Below are 18,203 nucleotides of genomic sequence, written 5' to 3'. Positions count from 1 at the left end.
CCGGATCAGGCGGGACCATGCCCATCGGTCCACCCCGGGCCGATCACCAGCGACATTGCTGCCCCTTGTTTTCCTTGTCGAGCCAAGCCTGCAACGGCGCGAAATAGGCGAGCACCGCACGACCGTCCATCTCCCGGGTGCCGGTGAAGGCCTGCAACGCATCCGGCCACGGCTTTGACGCGCCCATTTCCAGCATGGCGTTCAGCTTTGCGCCCACATCCTTGTTGCCATAGAAGGAGCAGCGGTGCAGCGGCCCCTTCCACCCGGCCTGCCGGCACGCCGCCTCATAGAATTGGAACTGCAGGATGCGCGCCAGATAATAGCGCGCGTAGGGCGTATTGCCCGGGATGTGCGCCTTGGCGCCGGGATCGAAGGCATCGGCCCCGCGCGGCCCCGGCGGCACCACCCCCATGTAATCGCGCCGCAAATCGGTCCACGTCCTGTTGTAGTCCGCCGGCGGCGTCGAGCCGTCGAACACACCCCAGCGCCACTTGTCCACCAGCAGCGTCCAGGGCAGGCCCGGCACCTTCTCCATCGCCTGCCGCAGCAGCAGCCCGATATCCTTGTCGGCGCTCGGCACCTTCGCCGTGTCCAGCAGCCCGATCTTTACCAGATAGTCCGGCGTCACCGACAGCGCCACGAAATCGCCGATCGCCTCGTGGAAGCCATCGTTCGCCGAACCGAGGTAAAGGTAGGGCTGCTTGTTGTAGGCGCGCTGGTAATAATTATGGCCCAGCTCGTGGTGGATGGTCACGAAATCCGTGCCGTTCACCTTGATGCACATCTTGATGCGCACGTCATCCTTCTGGTCGATGTTCCAGGCGCTGGCATGGCACAGCACGTCGCGGTCCGCTGGCTTCACGAACATCGAGCGGGTCCAGAACGTCTCCGGCAGCGGTGCGAAGCCCAGCGAGGAATAGAAGCCCTCCCCCGCCTTCACCATTTTTACCGCGTCATAGCCCTTGGCCTTCAGCAGGTCGCCGACATCATAGCCGATGTCACCCGCCCCCTTCGGCGCCACCACGTCATAGATGCCGCTCCAGTCCTGCGCCCACATGTTTCCCAGCAGGTCGGCGCGAATGGGGCCGGTCTTCGGCTGCACGGCGTCGCCATATTTCTCGTTCAGCTTGCCGCGGGTGTAGCAGTGCAGCGCATTGTACAGCGGCTTCACCTGCAGCCAGGTGCGGTCGAGCATCGCCGAGAATGCTTTCGGATCCATGTCGTAACCGCCGCGCCACAGGGCGCCGGTGTCGGCAAAACCCAGCTCCTTCGCCCCTTCGTTGGCGATCGCCACCATGCGGGCGTAATCCGCCTTCATCGGCGCGCCGATGGCGTGCCAGCTTTCCCACATCTCCTTGGTCAGCGCCGGGTCACGGGTGGTGCGCATCAGCGCTTCCAGGTCGTTGCCGACGGTCGGCTTGCCCTGAAACGTTCCCTTGCCCTTGGCATAGGCGCTGTTCAGCCGCGTGGCGATGGTGCTCAGCTCGTCCGCCGCGCCCGGCCGGTCCGGCGCCGGCAGCACCAGCCCCAGCTTCAGCAGGTTGAGCTTGCGCCGCGTGTCATAGGACAGGCCGGGCACCGCATCATATTTCGCCGCCGCCTTCGCCAGCGCCACCGACATTTCCGTGCCCTCGGCACCCACTTTGGCGATCAGCGCGTCGGTATCATCGGTGATGTAGGTCTGGTTCACCCAGGCGACCCGGCTGCCATAAATGGAGAAGTCGAGCAGCTGCTGCTCCGCCTTCGCCACGAAGGCATCGGCCTCCGCCGCGGTCGGCGCGGCTTGCGCCCATGATGGCGACGCACCCGCCAGCAACAGAGCCATGGCGGACAGCATGATACGCATCAACAACCTCCCTTTATGATTTCACGATGGTTGAACGCCGGAAGGCGCCGCGCGTCAACCCCGCAGGCATTCCAGCATGGCGGTCGCCAGCTCGGGCCGGGCCACCGCGCTCATGTGGTTGCCGGGGATTTCGACATAGCGGGCGTCGGGCAGCGCCGCCGCCAGCTCGGGTGCCGAGCCATTGTCCCGGTCGTCCGCGCCGCACACCACGCCGACCGGCAGGGTGAATCGCGCCAGGGCGTCCGCCGGCGTGTTCAACTGCACCGGCAGCAGCAGCCGCATGGCATCCGGGTTCAGGCCATTCTGCGTCATGAAAGCTTCCGCCGCCCATTCCGCCGTGCCCTTGGGCCAGCTCCCGCGCCCCTCGATCATGCGCAGGAACCAGGCGATGCGCGCCGTGGCGCCGGTCAGCCCGCCCAGTCCCATGCCCGACAGGATGGCGCGGCGCGGGGTCATCCCGCGCAGCAGCAGCCGCGCCACCGTCCGCGCGCCCATCGAATAGCCACCTAGGTCGAAGTCCCCCAGCCCCAGATGCGAAACGAATGCCTCGATATCCATCGCCAGCACATCGTCGGGCCAGGCGGCCGGGTCGGTGGGCGCATCGCTGCCGCCGTGGCCACGGAAATCCGGCAGGATCACGCGGTAGCCGGCCTCCGCCAGTACGCCCGCCGTGCCATAGCGCACCCAATTGGTCGCGCCGCTGGAAAACAGCCCATGCAGCAGCAGCAGCGGGCGCCCTGTGCCCATTTCCTGCCAGGCCAGCGACACGCCATCGAAGCTGACGAAGCGGTTCATTCCGTCGAGACCTTCGCCCAGCGCTCGCACAGGGGCGCATAGTCGGTCGAGCGCATCTCCGGCAGGCCATCGGGCGGGATCCACCCCGGCACCCGGCTCTCGACGCCGAAATGCGGCGCGTTGGGCCTCAGTGCCGCCGGATCATCGAGCGACCCGACAGTGAGGTCGATGCGCGCGCTGTCCAAATAGTCGAAGGTCAGCGGCGTGCCGCACGCCGCGCAAAACCCCCGTCGCCCGAACGGCGAGGACATGAAATGCGTAATCGTGCCCGTGACGCTCAGCTCCGCCTTCGCCACATTGGCGAAGGCGGCTGCGACATTGCCCGTGGCCCGCTGGCACATGCGGCAATGGCACCAGTAAGCCTCCCGCACCGCCCCCGACAGGACGTAGCGCACCGCGCCGCACTGGCAGCCGCCTTCCATGCTCATGCTGTCGCCCCCAGTGTTCGCAGCCGCGCTGCAAAGGCCGTGTCCGCACATCGGCGAAGGAGTTTCCGGTCCGATGTCACCACGACATCATCCATCACCTCCGCCAGCGCGAGGTAAAAGCAGTCGTAAGCCGAATGCCGCAATTCGACGGCAATGGCCGTTGCGCGCTCAAGGCATGGCGCCGTCGGCTCGATCCGGTCGAGGATGGACCCGAGACGGCCCAGCGTGTCGGGCAGGCGCTGCAACTCGCCACGTTGCACCTTCTTCCACAAGCCATTGGCAACTTCGGGAAAGATGAGGTCAGGTGCCGTCAGCGGGCCTTCGTCCAGCAGCGCCAGCGCCGCGTCACTCCCATCCTCCTGCACAAGCCATTGCAGGGCAACGCTTGCATCAACGATCATCGGCGTCCCGTCCCTCGCGGATCAGTTCCCACGCCGGCGTCTGCCGCACGCCTTCGATCTTGAGCGCATCTGTTGCCGCCCACATCTCCGATACCAGCGCGCGCTTTTCCGTTGCCGTCAGCCGGGCCTCCCGCCGGATCGCCTCACGCGCCAGCGCCTCGACCGATGTCCGCTGCGCCTTCGCCCTCGTCCGCAGCCGGTCGAGGTCGGCATCATCGATCTGGCGAATGAGGATCTGACCCATTCGCAATTGATATCACGCCGCTATCACTGACACAAGGTCCGGTCGGCCGGCGTGAAAAGCGCCCCTCTCAAGCCGCCTTTTTCAGATGCCGCCGACCGAGCAGCTCGGCGATCTGCACCGCGTTCAAGGCCGCGCCCTTGCGCAGATTGTCGCTGACGCACCAGAAGGTGAGGCCGTTCGGCACGGTCGGATCGCGGCGCACCCGGCTGACGAAGGTGGCATAGTCACCGACGCACTCGACCGGCGTGACGTAACCGCCGTCCTCGCGCTTGTCGACCAGCATGATGCCCGGCGCCTCGCGCAGCAGGCTCATGGCCTTCGCCACGCTCAGCGGCTCCTCGAACTCCACGCTCACCGCCTCGCTGTGGCCGACGAACACCGGCACGCGGACGCACGTCGCACTGACCAGGATGTTGGGATCGAGGATCTTGTTGGTCTCGACCGCCATCTTCCATTCTTCCTTGGTATAGCCGTCATAGTCGCTGTCCGGCCCCATGAAACTGTCGATGTGCGGGATGACGTTGAAGGCGATCTGCTTGGTGAACTTCCGCGGCTCCTTGGGATCGCCCACGAACACCGCGCGGCTCTGCTCGAACAGCTCGTCCATGCCCTGCTTGCCGGCACCACTGACCGATTGGTAGGTGCTGACGACAACGCGCCTGATCGTGGCGGCATCGTGCAGCGGCTTCAGCGCCACCACCATCTGCGCCGTCGAGCAGTTGGGGTTGGCGATGATGTTGCGCTTCCTGTAAGCATCAATGGCGTGCGGGTTCACCTCCGGCACGATCAGCGGCACGTCCGGATCCATGCGGAACAGGCTGCTGTTGTCGATCACCGTGCAGCCCGCGGCTGCCGCCATCGGCGCGTAGATTTTCGCCGGGCCGCTGCCGGCGGCGAACAGCGCGATGTCCCAGCCGGCCCAGTCGAAATGCTCGATGTTGCGGACCTTCAGTTCCTGGCCGGTGTCGCCGAAATCGATGATGTCGCCGGTCGAGCGCGGGCTGGCGACCGCCGCCACTTCGCTGACCGGGAACTGCCGTTCGCCCAGGATGTTGAGCATTTCCCGCCCGACATTCCCCGTGGCTCCGACAACGACAACGCGATAGGCCATTTCTTCATTCCGTCCTGAACTTGGTGCGCTGCGGCATAAAGCATCGGACCCCGATTGCAAATGTTCAGCGCTGGCTCAGTCCTTCGGGCATCACCGTGCCCATGGTCACATACAGCTTTGCCAGATCCTCCACCTTCATGCCTGGTACCGGACGCACCGCGTCCACCGCCACGAACAGCAGCGCGCCACCGACCGGCACCGGCGCGGTCGGGATCAGGATCAGATGCCGCGGCCCCTGCCCCAAGTCATAGATCTGCGGCGTTGCCAGCAGCGCCAGCACTTCGGTGGTGTCGCCGAAGCGCACGCTGACCGGCGACATGCCCTTCAGCTCCCCCTTGCCGTCGCCCCCCATCATGCGGACGAACTGCGCCACGGGTTTGTACAGGCCGCCCAGCACCGGAATCCGGCCGAGCAGGCCGTCGACGGCACCCTCCAGCGCGTCCTTCGCCTTGGTCTGCACCACCACACCGATGGCCGTGATCGCCGCCAGCACCAGCGCGACGCCGATCCAGAAAGCCAGCGCCTCGTCGGCATCCGCACCAGTGAAAATCCGGCCACCGCCGGCGATCGCCCGGCCCATGAAACTTTCCGGGCCAAAGGCCGCCGCGACATAGCCGCCGAGCCAGCCGAGCAGCAGGAAGGTCAGGATCAGCGGCGACAGGAACAGCACGCCGGTAAGGAACGGCGCCAGCAGCCGGGTGACGAGGGTGGATTTCGGCGCGTCGTTCATACGCCCGCGAGGATGGCATCCCCCATCGCTTCGGTCGAGAGCGTCCCGCCGAGATCGCGGGTCCGGGCACCGGCGTCCAGTGCGGCTTCGACCGCCGCCTCCACCCGTGCTGCCGCCCCGGGTTCGCCGAGCGAATGCCGCAGCGCCATCGCCAGGCTGAGCACGCTGGCGCAGGGGTTGGCCAGCCCCAACCCGGCGATGTCCGGTGCGCTGCCGTGGATCGGTTCGTAGAGGCCGGGCGCGTCCGCCGCCCCCAGCGCCGCCGAGGGCAGCATGCCGAGCGATCCGGTCAGCATGCCGGCGAGGTCAGAGAGGATGTCCCCGAACAGGTTGTCGGTGAGGATGACATCGAACTGCGCCGGCCATTTCGCCAGCTGCATGGCGCAATTGTCGGCATACATGTGCGACAGCGCGACGTCGGGATAGTCCGCCGCGTGCAGCGCGCTCACCTCTTCCCGCCACAGCAGGCCGGATTCCATGACGTTTGCTTTCTCGACCGAACAGACCCGACCGCCGCGACCGCGCGCCAGCTCGAAGGCGACGCGTGCCACGCGCCGGATTTCGGAACTGGTATAGCTTTGCGTGTTGAAGCCGCGCCGTTCGCCGTTGGGCAGGGTTTCGATCCCCCGCGGCTGGCCGAAATAGACGCCGCCCACCAGTTCGCGGACGAACAGGATGTCCAGCCCGGCGACCAGTTCCGGCTTCAGGCTGGAGGCGTCCGCCAGCGCCGCGAAGCAGCGCGCCGGCCGCAGGTTGGCGAACACATCCATCGCCGCCCGCAATTGCAGCAGCCCGGCCTCGGGCCGCTTGTCATAATCTTGCGCCGCCCATTGCGGCCCGCCGACCGCGCCCATCAGCACTGCATCGCTGGCGAGCGCCTGCGCCTTCACCGCATCGGCCAGCGGCACGCCGTGCGCGTCGATGCTGGCCCCGCCGAACAGGCCCTCCGACACCTCGATGTCCAGCGCCAGCGCCGCCAGCAGCCGGCGCGACACCGCGGTCACCTCCGGCCCGATGCCGTCGCCCGGCAGCAACAGCAGCTTCTTCATGCCGCCACCGCCGCACCCGCGATCCAAGGACGGTCGGCAGCGATCCGCCTTTCGTGCCGGGCGATGTCGGCGTCCATCGCCGTCGTCAGCCCGATCTCGTCGAGGCCGTTCAGCAGGCAATGCTTGCGGAACGGGTCGATGTCGAAGGGGAATCGGTCCTGAAAGGGCGTGGTCACCACCTGGTTTTCCAGGTCGACGGTCACGGGCTGGCCCTCGTCTGCCACCGCCATCAGCCGGTCCACCGCCTGCTGCGACAGCTTCACCAGCAGCATGCCGTTCTTGAAGGCGTTGCCGCTGAAGATGTCGGCGAAGCTGGGGGCGATCACGACGCGGAAGCCCAGGTCGGCGAGTGCCCAGGGCGCATGTTCGCGGCTGGAGCCGCAGCCGAAATTGTCGCCGGCGATCAGGATCGGGGCGCCCGCATTTTCCGGCCGGTCGAACAAATTGTCGGGGTCTTCGCGCAGCGCCGCGAAGGCGCCCTTCCCCAGGCCGCTGCGGGTCACGGCTTTGAGGAAGCGCGCCGGAATGATGACATCGGTATCGACATTGGCCTGGCCGAACGGCACGGCCCGCCCGCTGAGGGTTTCGAAGGCTTGCATGGGCGAAGCCGATAGATGTCACCCGCGGCAAGGGGAAGCGGTTTTTGGAAGGCGGCGCGATTGGCTCTTGCCGGGGACGGTCAAGGGTGCACATTCTGGTGGCGGGTCGAGGGCAAATAAAGTCGAGGGGAGAGAAAGATGCGCAACCTGCTGCTTGCCGCCACCGCCATGCTGGCGACCCTGTCCTTGCCGGCGAAGGCCGAGCTGCCGGCGCCGCTGCTGGCGAAGGTGAATGCCGCGGTCGATGCCGACAGCGCGCGTCTGACCGCGATCTTCAAGGACCTGCACGCCAACCCGGAAATCGCCTTCACCGAGACCCGCACCGCGGCCATCGTGGCGAAGGAGCTGAAGGCGCTGGGCTTCACCGTCACCACCGGGATCGGCAAGACCGGCGTGGTCGGGGTGTTGAGGAACGGCCCCGGCAAGACGCTGTGGTATCGCGCCGACATGGACGCCAATGGCGTGAAGGAGGCAACCGGCCTACCCTATGCCGCGACCAAGCCGCAGAAGCTGGCGGATGGATCGGAGCAATGGGCGATGCATGCCTGCGGCCATGACGCCCATGTCACCTGGTTGCTGGGCACGGCCAAGGCGATGGTGGCGCTGAAGGATGCATGGTCCGGGACGCTGGTGGTCTATGGCCAGCCGGCGGAGGAGGTCGGCACCGGCGCGCAGGCGATGGTGCAGGACGGGCTGCTGGAGCGCGGTTTTCCCAAACCCGATTTCGGCATGGGCAGTCACACCGCGCCGGGCCCGGTCGGCTATGTCTCCAACACCGCCGGCGTGCGGATGGCCGGCACCGATCAGCTCGACGTGACCTTCACCGGGCTGGGCGGGCATGGCTCCACCCCGCAGATGACCATCGATCCGGTCGTCATGGCGGCGCAGGCGATCATGGGGTATCAGACGATCATCAGCCGCACCGTCGATCCGCAGACCTCGGCGGTGCTGACCGTGGGCGCGGTCGAGGCCGGGCGGGACAACAACGTCATCCCGGCAAGCGCGACGCTGAAGCTGAACCTGCGCTGGTTCGACGACGCGACGCGCAACACCTTGATCAAGCGCATCGACGAGGTGAGCAAGGGCGTGGCGATCGGCGCCGGCATTACCGACGAGGCGAAGATGCCCAAGCGGGTGATGAAGGGCAATGCCGGGCCGCTGAAGAATGACGCGGCGCTGGTGGACATCGTCAATCCCGGGCTGACGTCGCTGCTGGGGGACGGCAAGGTCATCGGCAACTTTCCCGCCGTGATGGGGTCGGAGGATTTCCAGGAGGTGATGAACGCGGCGAAAGTGCCCTATGTCTTCCTGCTGATCGGGGTGGCGCCGATGGACCGGGTGGTGGCGGCGCAGAAGGCCGGGCGGCCCTTCCCCTATTCCAACCACAATCCCGATTTTTTCGTCGATCTGGCCGCCGTGCCGCTGGGGGCGAAGATCAATACGGTGGCGGCGCTCAGCCTGCTGGCGAAGCCATGAGGCGTTCGGCATGCCAGTGCAGATGGTCGGGCATGAAGGTCTGGATGAAGTAGTAGCTGTGGTCGTAGCCGGGGTGGAGGCGCAGCGTGAGCGGGATGCCGGCGGCGGCGCAGGCGTCGGCCAGGCGGTGGGGTTGCAGCTGGCTTTCGAGGAAGCTGTCGGCCCCGCCCTGGTCGACGAGGATGTCCGGCACGCGGGCGCCGGCGTGGATCAGGGCGCAGGCGTCGTGCAGCGCCCAGTGCGAGGTGTCGTGCCCGAGGTAGGCGGTGAAGGCTTTCTCTCCCCAGGGCACCGCGGCGGGCGCCACGATGGGGGCGAAGGCGCTGACGCTGCGGAAGCGTTTGGGGTTGCGCAGCGCCAGCGTGAGCGCGCCATGGCCGCCCATGCTGTGGCCGGTGATGCCCTGCTGCCTGACGTCCGCCGGAAACTTCGCCGCGATCAGCGCCGGCAGTTCGCGTTCCACATAGGAGCGCATGCGGAAATGCGGGGACCAGGGGGCCTGTGTGGCATCGACGTAGAAGCCGGCGCCCTGCCCCAGGTCATAGGCCGGGTCGTCAGCGACGCCCTCCCCACGGGGTGAGGTGTCGGGGCAGACGATCATCAGGCCGAGTTCGGCGGCGAGGGCCTGGTAGCCGCCTTTCTCCATGACGTTGGCGTGGGTGCAGGTGAGGCCGGAGAGGAACCAGAGCACGGGAACGAAGCCGGCCTCATGCTGCGGGGGCACGAAGACGGCGAAGGTCATCGGCGTGCCGGTGCTGGTGGAATGGTGGCGATAGACGCCCTGGGTGCCGCCGTGGCAGCGCCACTGGCTGAGCGTTTCGATGTCGGTCACAGGCGGTGCAGCGCGCAGATCTTGTTGCCGGCGGGATCGCGGAGGTAGGCGAGGTAGAGCTTGCCGGCGCTGCCGTCGCGGACGCCCGGCGGATTTTCGCACGCGGTGCCGCCATGGGCGAGGCCGGCGGCGTGGAAGGCATCGACCGTGGCGGGGTCGGCGCAGGCGAAGCCCAGCGTGCTGCCGTTGCCGTGGGTCGCGGGCTCGCCATCGATGGGGATGGAGACGCCGAAGGTGGCGCCGTTGTGGCGCCAGAAATAGCGGTCGAGGTGGCGGGAGCCGGGGGACGCGCCGAGAACGGCGAGGACGCCATCGTAGAAGGCGCGCGATGCTTCGAGGTCCTTGGCGCCGAGCATGACGTGGCTGAACATGGGGGTTCCTTTCGAGTTTGCGTTACGGGGATGGGTGGGAGGCTGCAAGGGGGCGTACTGGCCCCCTCCGTCAGGCTTCGCCTGACACCTCCCCCGCAGGCGGGGGAGGGGCCTTGGCGCGTTTTGCGCTTCGACAGGCTGGGGGTGATCGGGGTTGGGGCGTTGCGAGCCGTTGGGTGCGGAATGGGCCCCGGATCAAGTCCGGGGTGACGGAATGGGTTGGGTTAGAAGATGACGACGCTGCGGATGCTTTTGCCTTCGTGCATCAGGTCGAAGGCTTCGTTGATGCGGTCCAGCGGGAGGGTGTGTGTGATCATCGGGTCGATGGCGATCTTGCCGTTCATGTACCAGTCGACGATCTTGGGCACGTCCGTGCGGCCCTTCGCGCCGCCGAAGGCGGTGCCTTTCCAGACGCGGCCGGTGACGAGCTGGAACGGGCGGGTGGCGATTTCCTTGCCCGACTCCGCGACGCCGATGATGATCGATTCGCCCCAGCCGCGGTGGCAGCATTCGAGCGCCTGGCGCATCACATTGGTGTTGCCGGTGCAATCGAAGCTGTAGTCCGCGCCGCCGCCGGTCAGCTCGACGAGGTGGGCGACGAGGTCGCCCTCCACACGGGTGGGATTGACGAAATGGGTCATGCCGAACTGGCGGCCCCAGGGTTCCTTGCTGTCGTTGATGTCGACGCCGACGATGATGTCGGCGCCGACCATCCGGAGGCCCTGGATGACGTTGAGGCCGATGCCGCCCAAACCGAAGACGACGGCGTTGGCGCCGGGTTCGACCTTCGCCGTGTTGACGACGGCGCCGACGCCGGTGGTGACACCGCAGCCGATGTAGCAGGCCTTGTCGAACGGCGCGTCGGTGCGGACCTTGGCGACCGCGATTTCGGGCAGGACGGTAAAATTGCTGAAGGTGGAGCAGCCCATGTAATGGAAGACGGTCTGGCCGCGGTGGCTGAAGCGGCTGGTGCCGTCGGGCATCAGGCCCTTCCCCTGCGTGGCGCGGATGGCGGTGCAGAGGTTGGTCTTGCCGGAGAGGCAGCTTTTGCACTGCCGGCATTCCGGCGTGTAGAGCGGGATGACATGGTCGCCGGGCTTCACGCTGGTGACGCCGGGGCCGACCTCCCGGACGATGCCGGCGCCTTCGTGGCCGAGCACGCTGGGGAAGAGGCCTTCGCTGTCGAGGCCGTCCAGCGTGTAGGCGTCGGTGTGGCAGATGCCGGTGGCCATGATCTCGACAAGGACCTCGCCGGCCTTTGGCCCTTCGAGGTCGAGTTCGACGATTTCGAGCGGCTGTTTGGCGGCAAAGGCGACGGCGGCGCGGGTTTTCATGGGCGGCTTTCTGCGGATGATGCGCAGGGTCTAGCCGGGGAAATTGTGGGGGAAAAGGGCTGTCAAATGTTTCAGCGGTGAATTCTGGAAGGTTGCGCGAAAAAAGTGACACCCTGATTCAATGACTTAGCCGTTTTGCAGCTATTTTGCGGTTATTCCGCGTCGGCTTCGGGGAAGCCGGCTGGGTTTTCACTGGCCAGCATGTTGGTGGCCCAGGCCCAGAGCAGGCCGGGATCGAGCGTGCGACCGTAGGTGTCGCCCTGATTGGTCATGCTGTAGCCTTCCGTGGTCAGGCGGAAGGCACGCGCATCGGGTGCCTTGTCGAGATGGACGATCAGCTTCATCAAAAGCGCGTTGTCCGGCCGACGGAAGTGCCCGATCACCTTGCCGTGGCGCGTAATCGGCTTGGGCGTGCCCTGCACGGCGCGTTCAAATGCGGTTTCCAAAAGGTGGCGACGGGAGAGCGCGATGGCAGCATCCCAAGCGGTCGCGAAAATACGGGCGCGAGGGTCGCTGCGCAAGGCATAAGCACTGCTGACACTGCGTCCCAGTTTGCGACAGGCGCTGACGATGCTGCCGGTTTCATAGACGGCGGCAAGGAAGGCAAGCTGCGTTGCCCGGTCCCAACCGTTTGGATGGAAGCGGGGTTCGAAATCGAGGACACCGGCCCAACTGCGCGTGTCCTGCGTCAGTTCGTAGGTGTCGAGGGCATCGCGTGCCTCTTCCTGCGTGGTGGCCAGCGGCACCGGGAAGTCCGGCGACTGGAGGACGAGATCGCGCGAGGGCGCGGGCGGCGGGGTGGGATCGGATTGGGTCATGGGCGCACATATGCCATAATGGTTTGTTTTTGTCAAGATGGCATCGCATATGGTATTTGCTGAGGGTTCGGACGTGCATGGTGGCTGCGGGGCGGTCGCCTCAACTCGCCGCAGCAGGCGCACCCGTCGTCGGCGTGGCACGGGGGACCGGACGGCTCGTTCATCTGGCGGAAAGGTGGGGATGAACAGCTTTTTCCCGGGGGCGCAGGGGGCATTGTGACGGAGGAGCCTCTTGATGCCGATGATTTCCACCCCTCGCGCCGCGTGCGCGTTGATCGCCCTGATGGCGGTGCCCTTTTCCGCGAGCCTGGCCGCGCCGCAGCAGGAACCGCCGCAGCAGACGGGCAGCCCCGCCATTGTGGTGCAGGGCGAGGCGCTGCCCGACACCAGTGCGATGACCAAGGGGCCGGAGATCAAGGGCATCATCAGCGCGCGCCAGGCCGACCGGATCAAGGTGGTGACGCCGGACGGCCAATCGACCGTGGTGTTCATCAACGAGGCGACCGAGGTGAAGACCGGCGGGCTGTTCGCCAGCCGCAACAAGCAGGGCACCGCAGCGCTGCTGAGCGGCCTGCCAGTGTCGGTGAAAACGATGCAGGCGGGTTCAGTGCTGCTGGCTTCGCAGGTGACGTTCCGGAACAACGACCTGAAGACCGCGACCATGATCCGGACGGGAACGGCCGAGCGTTTTGCCGAGCAGGCGGCGGCGACGGAAGCGCTGCGCGGACGGATGGGCGATATCGACAAATATAATATCAAGAGCACGACCAACGTGAATTTCGACACGGGCAAGGCGGTGCTGTCCGAAGAGGCGCGCGCCAGCCTGTGCGCGGCGGCGAGCCAGGCGGAGAGCGTGGACAATGCGCTGATGCTGGTGGTGGGCTATACCGATTCGGTCGGTGACGAGGCGTATAACCAGCGGCTGAGCGAGAAGCGGGCGGCGAGCGTGATCAATTATCTGCAGCAGGTGTGCCGGTGGAAGCCGTATCGGATGCTGACGCCGACCGGGATGGCGGAGGCGGACCCGCTGGCGAGCAACGACACGCCGGAGGGCAAGGCGCAGAATCGGCGGGTGTCGGTGAATGTGCTGGTGAGCAAGAGCGTGGACGGGATGTAGGGGGAGACTGCTCGATAAATCGCCCATGCCGGGCTGCAAATGGCGATTTGCTGTGCTCCGATGCTCACGACCATCAAGGTCGCTGCGCTTCGGGGACACGCAAATCACCATTTTGCCCTTCGGTCGTCTTCGGCACGCCGACGGCCTGAACGATTTCTCAAGCAGTCTCTCGGCCGGTGGGAATGCGTGGCGAGGGATCGTCAACCATGTCATCCCGCGCCATCTCCTCGTCAACGATTTCGTCAAAGCTTTTGGGGGACTGCTTGCCCGCCAAGCCATCGGCGATTCGGCGACCGAGCAAGCCCTGAGTTCGTCCCAGGCTTCGTCATCTTGGGGTTGGGCGGGGACCAGGCGTTCAACCGTCTATTGCCGGATCGACTTGCCCTGCAGGGCAGCGAGGGCTTTCAGGCTTTGATGCTGCTGGTCGGTAATGTCGATGATCAGGCGGCTCATAGGGGTTCTCGTGCGGCTGCGGAATGTGGGCAGCACAAATGTGGGTTTGTGCATAAAGAGTTGGGTTGGACATCGGCTGCGACTTTGGGTCGGTTCGCTGGTTCAGATGTCAATTTCCGCCAATATGGCGGCTCTTAGGCGGGGTCGGCACGGAGAATGACCGTAGGTAGCGGATCGTCACGTTTCCCGCGTTTATGACGCATTCGATATTGGCTCTGATACTGACGTCGCTGCTTGGCAATTTCGTAAAGAACGATGCCCGAACTTGTCCCAAGGTTAAGACTTTCGATCATCCCAAACATCGGAATGGAAATGCATCTTTCACTGCGCTCGACCGCGAGGTCGCTGATACCGCGCGCCTCGTTTCCGAACCAGACAGCCAGTTTGGCATGTATGGTATAATCGCCTTCGTGCAGAAGCGTGTTGATCCTGCCCCTCACGTGGGGTGAGGTTACAATCGACACAAAGCGATTAGTTTCGAGATGAGCGAGGCACTCTTCGGTGCTAGTGAAACGTTTCACGAACGTCCATTTTACTGCGGAAACCGATAACTTTGATAGTTTCCGTTCCTCACGCATCTCGTCCCAGCTGTCCGGAAGTATGCCTCGTGAATCGACCACATAGACTTTTTCCGCACCAAGGGCATTCACGTTGCGAATGACAGTGCCGATGTTGCGGGGATTTTCCGGGTCCTCAATGACCACGATCAAATTCTTGCAGCGAAAATCCCGGATTGCATCGGCTCGCTTGCGCGCCGCGCTCTTGGTATTCGGCTCGCCCGCCGGATTTTCAAAGTTCATATCCATCGCCGTAGGATAACGTCCCTTGCGTGATCGCGCTATGAGTTGCGCAAGGATCGCGTTCCACGACTAAGCAGTCATCCGCAAGCCCACTGACGAACGACCAGCTCTGTGTCGAAAGCCTCAGGTTCCAGCCTTCTGCATGGGGTGTCCGGTTCCTAGACTTTCCCAGCCGAAACCGGACGTTCGGCTCTCCCCGACAGAGCAGTCAGCCCACCGGCGCGGCCTTCTGCGACGCGATCCACGCCTTCATGTGCGCCTCCAGCACGTCGAGCGGGATGCTGCCGTTTTCCAGGAGGGCGTCGTGGAAGGCGCGGAGGTTGAAGCGGGGGCCGAGGGTGGTTTCGGCTTCGGTGCGGAGTTCGCGGATTTTCAGTTCGCCGACCTTGTAGGCCAGCGCCTGCGCCGGCCAGCTGATGTAGCGGTTGACTTCGGCGTCGATGTTGGCGGCGCTGAGCGCGGTGTTGTCGGTCATGAACTTGACCGCCTGTTCCTTGCTCCAGCCCTTGGCGTGGAGGCCGGTGTCCACCACCAGGCGGCAGGCGCGCCACATCTCGTAGCTGAGGCGGCCCATGTCCTTGGCCGGCGTGTCGTACATGCCCATCTCGATGCCGAGGCGCTCCGAATAGAGCCCCCAGCCTTCGACGAAGGCGGTGAAGAAGGCGGCGTGCTGGCGGAAGGGCGGCAGGTCGAGCTCCTGGGTCAGCGCGATCTGGTGGTGGTGGCCGGGCACCGCCTCGTGGATGGTGAGGGCGGGGAGTTCGTAGAGCGGCCGCTCGTTCAGTTTGGAGGTGTTGACATAATAGGTGCCGGCGATGCCGGACGGCGGCGAGCCGGGGACATAATAGGCCGTCGTGGTGCCGGCGGCGGTTTCGGCGGGGATTTCACGCAGGCCGTAGGGCAGGCGCGGCAGCTTGCCGAACAGGCGGGGCATCCAGCCGTCGGCGATCTTGGCCTGGCGGCTGGCGGCGGCCATCAGCTCCTCAGGGGTTTTCGCATAATGGATGGGGTTGGTGCGCAGGTCGGCGATGAAGGCCTCGCGGGTGGGGAAGCCGGCTTTCCTGGCGACGGCCTCCATCTCGGCGCGGATGCGGGCGACTTCGGACAGGCCGAGCTTGTGGATCTCGTCCGCGGTCATGGCGGTGGTGGTTTCCTGGGCGATGCGGAGCGCATAGTAGCGGGCGCCGTCCGGCAGCGCCGAGACGCCGACGGTCTTCGTGCAGCGGGGCAGGTATTCGCGGGCGATGAAGTCCGCGAAGCGGGTGTAGGCGGGGTTGACGCCGCCGCTGATGAGGGTGCGGGCGCGGGCCTGCATGGCGGTCCAGTCACCCTCCGCAATGGTCGCGGGGCGTTTGGCGAAGGGGCTGTAAAGCCGCGATTTTTCGGGCGTGACGGCGACGGCGCGGATCGACTGGTCGAAGCCGGCGAGCACGGTGCAGGGGAGGACATAGCCGGCTTGAATCGCGGCGCGGGTGGTCTCGGTCGCCTGGGTGAAGAGGGTGGAGACGAGGGCGAGGCGGGCGAGGTAGCTGTTGTAGTCGGCGGCGGTGTCGAACGGCAGGTTCAGCGCCATGCCGGCGATGCCGGTGTGGAAGCCTTCGCGGTTGGTGAAGAGCATGGCGCGGGCGGGGAAGGCGTTGCTGTCGATCTGCTGGGTGAGCAGGCGGGTGAGGATGTCCGCGGTGACGGCGTCGGCCGGGGTGAGCGAGGCTTTGGGAAGGGCGGCGAGGCGGGCGCGGAAGGCGGCGGCCTTCGCGGCGCTGCGGTCCATGGCGGCGAGCGTCAGGTCGCCGAGCTCGCTGTCATATCTGCGTTCCCCGAGCGCGGTGGCCATGACGGGGTTTTCCGAGAGATACCAGGCCCAATGGTCGGCGAGGATGGTTTTCAAATCGTCGGCGGCGGCGGGGGTGGCGAGCGCGAGCGCGATTGCGGTGAGAAATTTCATGGTCGGGCCTTCCCCTGCTGGGCATTGTCGGGCGAGGATAGGGCGGGAGGCACGACGATGGCAATTGCGGTTGAGCGGCGGGGGATGAACGCGGTGCTGGCGGGCTTTTCGGCGCTGCTGCTGGCGCTGGTGCTGCTGGCGGTGGCGCGGGGCCAGGCGCAATGGGGGCGGTTGCCGCCGCTGGTGTGGGTGCACCTGCTGACGATGCTGGGGGCGCTGGCGCTGACGCCGGCGATGCTGCTGCGGGCGAAGGGCACACGCGGGCACCGGCGGCTGGGCTGGCTGTGGGTGGCGCTGATGCTGGTGACGGCGGGGGTGAGCCTGTTCTTCAAGGTGGGGAGCAGCGGGTACGGGGTGTTCAGCGGGGATTTTTCGGTGATCCATGCGCTGAGCCTGCTGGTGCTGGTGCAGGTGCCGCGGCTGGTGCTGGCGGCGCGGCGGCACGATGCGGCGGGCCATCAGCGCGCGGTGCAGGCGCTGGTGATCGGCGCGCTGCTGCTGGCGGGGTTCTTCACCCTGCCCTTCGGGCGGCTGCTGGGGACGTGGTTGACGGGGTGAAGAAGAGAACATATAAGGAACGAATGGCGCGATTGGACTTGAAGGAAAAGCTGGCGATCCTGGCGGATGCGGCGAAATATGATGCTTCGTGCGCGTCCAGTGGCACCTCGAAGCGGAATAGCGTGGGCGGGAAGGGGATGGGATCCACCGAGGGGATGGGGATCTGCCATGCCTATGCGCCGGACGGGCGCTGCATCAGCCTGCTGAAGATCCTGCTGACCAATGTCTGCGTGTTCGATTGCGCCTATTGCATCAACCGGCGGTCATCGAATGTGCGGCGCGCGCGCTTCACGGTGGAGGAGGTGGTGCGGCTGACACTGGGCTTTTATGCGCGCAACTATATCGAGGGGTTGTTCCTGTCCTCGGGGATCATCCGCTCGTCCAACTATACGATGGAGAGCCTGATCCGGGTGGCGCGGACATTGCGCGAGGAGCATGATTTTCGCGGCTACATCCATCTGAAGACCATTCCCGATGCCGATCCGGCGCTGGTGGAAGAGGCGGGGCGCTGGGCCGACCGATTGTCGATCAACATCGAGCTGCCGACCGATGCGGGGCTGGCGGCGCTGGCGCCGGAGAAGGCGCCGCGACGGATCGAGGGGGCGATGGGGACGCTGAAGACGGCGATCCTGGACGCCCGTGACGCAACGCGGCGATACCGGCACGCGCCCGGCTATGCGCCGGCGGGGCAATCGACGCAGATGATCGTGGGGGCGGACGCGGCAGACGACCGGGCGATCATCGGCCGGGCGAAGGGGCTGTATGACGCATACGGGATGCGGCGCGTCTATTATTCGGCGTTCAGCCCGATCCCGGATGCCAGCACCGTGTTGCCGCTGAAATCGCCGCCGCTGCTGCGCGAGCATCGGCTGTACCAAGCGGACTGGATGATGCGCTTCTATGGCTTTGCCGTGGGGGAGGTGCAGGCGGCGGCGCCGGCGGGCTTCCTGCCGCTGGACATGGACCCGAAGCTGGCCTGGGCGCTGGCGAACCGGGGGCGGTTCCCGCTGGATGTCAATCGTGCCGCGAAGGCGGAGCTGCTGCGTGTGCCGGGGTTGGGGCCGAAGGTGGTGGGGCGCATCCTGAGCGCGCGCCGCTGGCGGCGGTTGCGGCTGGAGGATGTCGGCCGGCTGGTGGCGAGCATATCGAAGGTACGGCCATGGATCGTGGCGGAGGGGTGGCAGCCGGGGGGTTTGCTGGACGGCGCGGGGCTGGCGGTGCGGCCGGCCGGGCCGCAGTTGGAGTTATTTTAAGTGCATCGCGGAAATGGGGGAACCGGTTTTCCGCATAGAGATG

At 66.0% G+C, this 18,203-nt stretch carries 20 protein-coding genes; 4 read left to right on the top strand and 16 right to left on the bottom strand.

Features of this window, described 5'->3' with window-relative positions; translation table 11 throughout:
• Nucleotides 1-43: 43 nt before the first annotated feature.
• The 9 genes from H3309_RS06305 to leuD all read right to left on the bottom strand — a co-directional run bounded on the left by H3309_RS06305 (nt 44) and on the right by leuD (nt 7,203).
• Nucleotides 44-1,846, bottom strand: a complete 1,803-nt coding sequence (locus H3309_RS06305) for a M2 family metallopeptidase (protein WP_182297893.1) — start codon at nt 1,844-1,846, stop codon at nt 44-46.
• 54 nt (nt 1,847-1,900) lie between these two features.
• Entirely contained in the window at nt 1,901-2,641 is a 741-nt protein-coding gene (locus tag H3309_RS06300; RefSeq protein WP_182297892.1) for an alpha/beta fold hydrolase, read from the bottom strand.
• Nucleotides 2,638-3,069 (bottom strand): GFA family protein, encoded by a 432-nt coding sequence (locus H3309_RS06295; RefSeq protein WP_182297891.1) that lies wholly within the window; start codon nt 3,067-3,069, stop codon nt 2,638-2,640. The genes H3309_RS06300 and H3309_RS06295 overlap by 4 nt, the downstream gene beginning before the upstream one ends.
• Nucleotides 3,066-3,470 carry a type II toxin-antitoxin system VapC family toxin gene (locus H3309_RS06290; protein ID WP_182297890.1) on the bottom strand — a complete coding sequence of 135 codons (405 nt, stop codon included), beginning with the start codon at nt 3,468-3,470 and terminating at the stop codon, nt 3,066-3,068. The genes H3309_RS06295 and H3309_RS06290 overlap by 4 nt, the downstream gene beginning before the upstream one ends.
• Entirely contained in the window at nt 3,460-3,714 is a 255-nt protein-coding gene (locus H3309_RS06285) for a hypothetical protein (protein ID WP_182297889.1), read from the bottom strand. The genes H3309_RS06290 and H3309_RS06285 overlap by 11 nt, the downstream gene beginning before the upstream one ends.
• Before the next feature lie 67 nt (nt 3,715-3,781).
• Nucleotides 3,782-4,825 (bottom strand): aspartate-semialdehyde dehydrogenase, encoded by a 1,044-nt coding sequence (locus H3309_RS06280; RefSeq protein ID WP_182297888.1) that lies wholly within the window; start codon nt 4,823-4,825, stop codon nt 3,782-3,784.
• Nucleotides 4,826-4,889: 64 nt separating this feature from the next.
• The gene (locus tag H3309_RS06275; protein ID WP_182297887.1) at nt 4,890-5,555 is read right to left on the bottom strand and encodes a DUF502 domain-containing protein; all 666 of its coding nucleotides are present in this window, start codon (nt 5,553-5,555) and stop codon (nt 4,890-4,892) included.
• Nucleotides 5,552-6,604, bottom strand: coding sequence for a 3-isopropylmalate dehydrogenase (leuB, locus tag H3309_RS06270; protein ID WP_182297886.1), 1,053 nt, complete (start codon nt 6,602-6,604; stop codon nt 5,552-5,554). The genes H3309_RS06275 and leuB overlap by 4 nt, the downstream gene beginning before the upstream one ends.
• Nucleotides 6,601-7,203: a 3-isopropylmalate dehydratase small subunit gene (gene leuD / locus H3309_RS06265; protein WP_182297885.1), complete on the bottom strand. Its 603-nt coding sequence runs from the start codon at nt 7,201-7,203 to the stop codon at nt 6,601-6,603. Before leuD ends, leuB begins: the two co-directional genes overlap by 4 nt.
• 138 nt (nt 7,204-7,341) lie before the next feature.
• Here leuD and H3309_RS06260 point away from each other — a divergent pair, with 138 nt between their 5' ends.
• Nucleotides 7,342-8,679: an amidohydrolase gene (locus H3309_RS06260; RefSeq protein WP_182297884.1), complete on the top strand. Its 1,338-nt coding sequence runs from the start codon at nt 7,342-7,344 to the stop codon at nt 8,677-8,679.
• On the opposite strand, the gene fghA is transcribed toward H3309_RS06260, so the two are convergent.
• The 4 genes from fghA to H3309_RS06240 form a co-directional block, all read right to left on the bottom strand.
• On the bottom strand, nt 8,657-9,502 hold the full coding sequence (fghA, locus tag H3309_RS06255) for an S-formylglutathione hydrolase (protein ID WP_182298537.1): 846 nt from the start codon (nt 9,500-9,502) through the stop codon (nt 8,657-8,659). The two genes, H3309_RS06260 and fghA, sit on opposite strands and share 23 nt — an antisense overlap.
• A gap of 5 nt (nt 9,503-9,507) precedes the next feature.
• On the bottom strand, nt 9,508-9,882 hold the full coding sequence (locus H3309_RS06250; protein WP_182297883.1) for a VOC family protein: 375 nt from the start codon (nt 9,880-9,882) through the stop codon (nt 9,508-9,510).
• Between the two features lie 224 nt (nt 9,883-10,106).
• The gene (locus tag H3309_RS06245) at nt 10,107-11,216 is read right to left on the bottom strand and encodes an S-(hydroxymethyl)glutathione dehydrogenase/class III alcohol dehydrogenase (RefSeq protein ID WP_182297882.1); all 1,110 of its coding nucleotides are present in this window, start codon (nt 11,214-11,216) and stop codon (nt 10,107-10,109) included.
• A 152-nt stretch (nt 11,217-11,368) separates the two neighbouring features.
• The gene (locus H3309_RS06240; RefSeq protein ID WP_182297881.1) at nt 11,369-12,034 is read right to left on the bottom strand and encodes a hypothetical protein; all 666 of its coding nucleotides are present in this window, start codon (nt 12,032-12,034) and stop codon (nt 11,369-11,371) included.
• Between the two features lie 235 nt (nt 12,035-12,269).
• Between H3309_RS06240 and H3309_RS06235 the strand changes: the two genes are divergently transcribed.
• Nucleotides 12,270-13,151, top strand: a complete 882-nt coding sequence (locus H3309_RS06235) for an OmpA family protein (protein WP_182297880.1) — start codon at nt 12,270-12,272, stop codon at nt 13,149-13,151.
• A gap of 363 nt (nt 13,152-13,514) precedes the next feature.
• On the opposite strand, the gene H3309_RS17210 is transcribed toward H3309_RS06235, so the two are convergent.
• The 3 genes from H3309_RS17210 to H3309_RS06220 form a co-directional block, all read right to left on the bottom strand.
• Entirely contained in the window at nt 13,515-13,604 is a 90-nt protein-coding gene (locus H3309_RS17210; protein WP_243453863.1) for a hypothetical protein, read from the bottom strand.
• 134 nt (nt 13,605-13,738) lie between these two features.
• Entirely contained in the window at nt 13,739-14,404 is a 666-nt protein-coding gene (locus H3309_RS06225; RefSeq protein WP_182297879.1) for a TrmH family RNA methyltransferase, read from the bottom strand.
• 208 nt (nt 14,405-14,612) lie between these two features.
• A complete protein-coding gene (locus H3309_RS06220) occupies nt 14,613-16,349 on the bottom strand; it encodes a DUF885 domain-containing protein (protein WP_182297878.1) in 1,737 nt (578 codons plus the stop codon).
• Nucleotides 16,350-16,406: 57 nt separating this feature from the next.
• Here H3309_RS06220 and H3309_RS06215 point away from each other — a divergent pair, with 57 nt between their 5' ends.
• Both H3309_RS06215 and H3309_RS06210 read left to right on the top strand, forming a co-directional pair.
• A complete protein-coding gene (locus H3309_RS06215) occupies nt 16,407-16,907 on the top strand; it encodes a DUF2306 domain-containing protein (protein ID WP_182297877.1) in 501 nt (166 codons plus the stop codon).
• Nucleotides 16,908-16,930: 23 nt separating this feature from the next.
• The gene (locus H3309_RS06210; RefSeq protein ID WP_182297876.1) at nt 16,931-18,160 is read left to right on the top strand and encodes a putative DNA modification/repair radical SAM protein; all 1,230 of its coding nucleotides are present in this window, start codon (nt 16,931-16,933) and stop codon (nt 18,158-18,160) included.
• Nucleotides 18,161-18,203: the final 43 nt, after the last annotated feature.

Origin of the sequence: Sandaracinobacteroides saxicola (assembly GCF_014117445.1) — a bacterium.
In the GTDB taxonomy this organism is placed as follows: Bacteria; Pseudomonadota; Alphaproteobacteria; order Sphingomonadales; family Sphingomonadaceae; genus Sandaracinobacteroides_A; species Sandaracinobacteroides_A saxicola.
The sequence above is the reverse complement of the archived record's forward strand: the minus strand, read 5'-3'. Positions and strand labels throughout refer to the sequence as shown.